1 protein-coding gene is annotated in these 2,039 nt (G+C 74.2%); it reads right to left on the bottom strand.

Going from position 1 to position 2,039, the window contains the following annotated elements; all coding sequences use genetic code 11:
- Nucleotides 1–10: 10 nt before the first annotated feature.
- Nucleotides 11–2,039, bottom strand: a 2,029-nt coding sequence (locus tag E2E34_RS33775; RefSeq protein ID WP_138905637.1) for a HelD family protein, incomplete at its 5' end; no start/stop codon positions are given.

Here is a 2,039-nt window from a genome sequence, read left to right as displayed (position 1 = left end):
GGTGGGGACGTCAGGTCAGGGCGGTGGGGAGCGGGGCCGCGTGGACGACCGCGAGGCCGGAGACCGCTCGGGTCAGCGCCACGTACAGGCGGCGCAGACCGGTCCGCTCGTCCGGCTCGCCCGACACCACGGCCGCCGGTTCGTCCAGTACCACGTAGTCGTACTCCAGGCCCTTCGCCAGCGACGCGGGCACCAGCGTCAGGCGGGACTGCGCGGTCGTCTCCTCGCCGGGCGAGAGGTACGCGTGGCCCGCCGCCGTCAGGGCCGCCGCCAGTTCCCCGATGCGCGCGTCCGCCGCGATCAGGCCCGTCGACCCCTCGTTGCGCAGCGCCTCGGCGCACGCCTCCACCACCGCGCCGGACAGGTCGGCGGCGGCCACCTCGCGCACCGCCAGCGCCCCCGCGCTCTCCCGCACCGACGACACCGGCGCCAGCCCCGGCGAGATCACCGGCAGCAGCCGCGACGCGTACGCGATGACGTCGCGCGGCACGCGGAAGCCCGCCGTCAGCTCCTCGACCGCCGCCTCCGGCTTGCCCAGGTGCCGCAGGGCCTCCGCCCAGCTCGCCGTGGCCCACGGCGTCGTCCCCTGGGCCAGGTCGCCCAGTACCGTCGCCGAACCCGTCGTGCAGCGGCGGCCCACCGCCCGGTACTGCATCGGCGACAGGTCCTGCGCCTCGTCGAGCACCACGTGCCCGAGCGAATGCGTGCGCGAGATGAGGTCCGCCGCCTCGTCCAGCAGCACCAGGTCCGCCGCCGACCACTTCGCCGACTTCACCGACCGCGCCGGCTTCGCCCACAGGATCCGCTTCTGCTCCTCCGCCGACAGCACGCCCTGCGCGTGCTCCGCCAGGAAGTCCGCGTCGGACAGCAGCCGCAGCACCAGCTTCGCCGGGTCCACCGCCGGCCAGATCGCCTTGACGGCCGCCTTCACCGCCGTGTTCCGCGCCACCGCGTCCTGCACGCGGTCGTCCGGTGCCTCGCCCGCCTGCTCCATCCGTACGAGCACCGCGTGCGCGATGCGCTGCGGCAGGGCGTCGTACGCCGCCCCGTAACGGATGTCGCGGGCCAGCAACTCGCCGACGATCTCCTCCAGTTCGTACGCCGGGACCCGCCACCTGCGCGAACCGCGCACCACCACCACGGGCTCGGCGGGAGCCGGGGTGACGTGCGAGCGCAGCGCCCTGCGCAGCACCTCCGCCATCCGCGCGTCGCCCTTGATGACGGCCGCGTCCGCGTCGTCCGCGCCGCGCACCTCGCCGTGCACCGCCACCAGGTCGTCGACCGTCGCCTGCTTGACCTCCAGCTCGCCGAGCGCGGGCAGGACCTGCTCGATGTAGTGGAGGAAGGACTTGTTGGGGCCGATGACCAGCGTTCCGGTACGGGCCAGCCGGTCCCGGTGCGCGTAGAGGAGGTACGCGACGCGGTGCAGGCCCACCGCCGTCTTCCCGGTGCCCGGACCCCCCTGCACGCAGACGCTGCCGGACAGGCCGGACCGTACGATCTCGTCCTGCTCGGGCTGGATCGTGGCCACGATGTCGCGCATCGGGCCGACACGCGGGCGCTCGATCTCCGCCTGGAGCAGCTTGCTGGTCCGCTCCGCCTCCGCCGGGTCGGACAGGTGCTCGTCCTCGTACGCCGTGAGTTCGCCGCCCGTGTAGCCGAAGCGGCGGCGCAGGCCGACGTCCAGCGGGTCCTTCTTGGACGCGCGGTAGAACGGCTGGGAGACCGGGGCGCGCCAGTCGATGACCATGGGGTCGCCGTCGGCGTCGTGGACGTGGCGGCGGCCGATGTAGAAGCGCTCGCCCTCCGCGCCCTCGGCCTCTTCGGCGCCGACGACGTGCAGGTAGTCGAGGCGGCCGAAGAAGAGCGGCGTGTGGGAGAGGTCGGCGAGGGACTTGATGCGCTCCTCGATCTGGCCGGCCGAGGACCTCGCGGGGTACGTCGACGGCGAGGCCCACGCGATCGACCTCGCGGAGGACGGCTGGGCGCTGCGCCCGTACCAGAAGCAGGCCGTCGAGGGCTTCTGGCACGGCGGCTCG

The organism is Streptomyces albidochromogenes (assembly GCF_005981925.1).
Lineage (GTDB): Bacteria > Actinomycetota > Actinomycetes > Streptomycetales > Streptomycetaceae > Streptomyces > Streptomyces albidochromogenes.
Note: the sequence above shows the minus strand (reverse complement) of the source record. Positions and strands in the feature narration are given on the sequence as shown.